Source organism: Pseudoalteromonas sp. A601 (assembly GCF_002165575.1).
GTDB lineage: Bacteria > Pseudomonadota > Gammaproteobacteria > Enterobacterales > Alteromonadaceae > Pseudoalteromonas.
The window spans coordinates 1-1,849 of the sequence record NZ_MXQF01000077.1; the positions used below are offsets into that span (position 1 = coordinate 1).

2 protein-coding genes are annotated in these 1,849 nt (G+C 41.2%); both read left to right on the forward strand.

What is annotated here, in order from left to right:
* Positions 1-208 precede the first annotated feature (208 nt).
* Positions 209-508 carry a helix-turn-helix transcriptional regulator gene (locus B5G52_RS21715; protein ID WP_087534702.1) on the forward strand — a complete coding sequence of 100 codons (300 nt, stop codon included), beginning with the start codon at positions 209-211 and terminating at the stop codon, positions 506-508.
* A complete protein-coding gene (locus tag B5G52_RS21720; RefSeq protein ID WP_087534703.1) occupies positions 498-1,709 on the forward strand; it encodes a type II toxin-antitoxin system HipA family toxin in 1,212 nt (403 codons plus the stop codon). Before B5G52_RS21715 ends, B5G52_RS21720 begins: the two co-directional genes overlap by 11 nt.
* Positions 1,710-1,849 lie beyond the last annotated feature (140 nt).

The window sequence follows — 1,849 nt, forward strand, 5'->3', positions numbered from 1 at the left end:
ATTTACTCTCATTGTCTTCTCTTTGTGCAAATATTTTTATTAATGCTTTCTCTGTATAGCGCAGCGCCTCTGTGCCCTCTGTGCCCTCGGTGGTAAAATTGATTTTAAACAATCACAGTATCAATAAGATTTATAAACCTTCTTGCAAACAATTTAAATACCGCTAAACTAATCATTAATAGCCTATTGACTGATTTAGCATTCACCTATGAGATCTGAACAAGCATTAAAACTGGCACAGCGGTTAGGTGACCTAATCCGCCAGCACCGCACTTTACATTACACTCAGAGCACTTTTGCCAAGATGATTGGTGTGTCGCGCTCAACTGTACAAAAGCTTGAACAAGGTGAAGTTGTTAAAAGCGATATATTGTTTGAAGCATTAGTCGTGTTGCAATTACAGGGGGCGCTGCTGGATGAAATTAACGAGCTGGCCGCTGATGTTGGTGGGTACAATGCACGACAACGTAAAACTCATAAAGCGCAGGTGATTAACGATGACTTCTGAATGCTATGTATTTATAGATGGGCTAGAAAGCACACCCGTAATCTGTGGCTTTTTTAAGTTAGATACTAAAACTAGTCGTGGTGAGTTTAACTATGGTAAAAGTTATCTTGCTCGCACTGATGCCTTTGCACTTGACCCAATCCATCTGCCTTTGCAGCAAGGTATAGTCAGCTATAGCGCAAGTAAAGGTGTATTTGGGGTGTTAAGTGATGCTGGTGCTGATTCATGGGGGCGTAAGCTCATTTTATCTTTGCATACAACCAAACCACAAAACGAGCTGGAGTTTCTACTTGCAGGCTCTGGTTATGGTGTTGGCGCATTAGTATTTAGCTTATCGCGTAGTGCATCGAAGCATAAAACCAATAAAAACACCTTGGCTGACTTAGCTTTGCTAGATCAAGCAAAAGATGATCTTTTAGCTAATAAAGCTATTTCAAATGAGGCTAAAAAGGCCTTTGAGTTTGGCCAAAGTATGGGCGGCGCACGGCCCAAAACCTCTGTGCAAATTGGCAAAAAACTTTATTTAGCAAAGTTTAATCGTCATGATGATTTATTCAATTTAGTACGCGCTGAACACGCAGCTATGTGTATGGCTAAAGAATTAGGCATTCGTACTGCGAATACTCAAATTCACGAAACACACAATGGTGATGTGCTATTAGTTGAACGGTTTGATGTAAACAAAGGCTCACCGACTCATCACTTTTTAAGTGCAAATAGCTTACTACAAAAACCTAAAGTGGCTATGAGTGATTTAGCAACTTATTATTCGTATGGCGAATTGGCTGAATTTATTCGTCACCATACCGATGAGTTTGCCGGTGATGCAATCGAGCTTTATAAGCGAATGGTGTTTAATGCACTTATTGGTAACACTGATGATCACAGTCGCAACCATGCGTTTTTGTACCATTTTGCAAATAAAACTTGGCGTATGAGCCCAGCTTACGACATCACCCCAATCAATAACTCAAAACAACATGGCATTGGGCTGGGAGATGATGGTCGATACGCCAGTATCGATAATTTGTTATCGCAAGCAAAACGCTTTGGTTTAACGAGGGCAAAAGCGACAAAAATAATCAGCCAGATCAAAGACTACACGCGGCAATGGCCGAGCCACTTTAAGCGCTTTGCTGATATTAGTGATATAGATATACAACGCTTAGAAAGCGTTATTCCGAATATAGAAATGTGCTAGGCTTTAGGGTAGTGGCTAGGTGTGTAAAGGTACTAGGAGCTAGGGAAGTGACTAGGAACTAGGGTTAACTCTTAGCCCGAAGATCGCTGCACGGGCTCGAAGCATTTTATCCATATTTTTTGTGGGAACAGGCTTTAGCC

What these genes read in the sequence shown, in the direction of transcription:
- B5G52_RS21715 (WP_087534702.1), top strand. Translation starts at nt 209, where the DNA reads ATGAGATCTGAACAAGCATTAAAACTGGCACAGCGGTTAGGTGACCTA.
- B5G52_RS21720 (WP_087534703.1), top strand. Translation starts at nt 498, where the DNA reads ATGACTTCTGAATGCTATGTATTTATAGATGGGCTAGAAAGCACACCC.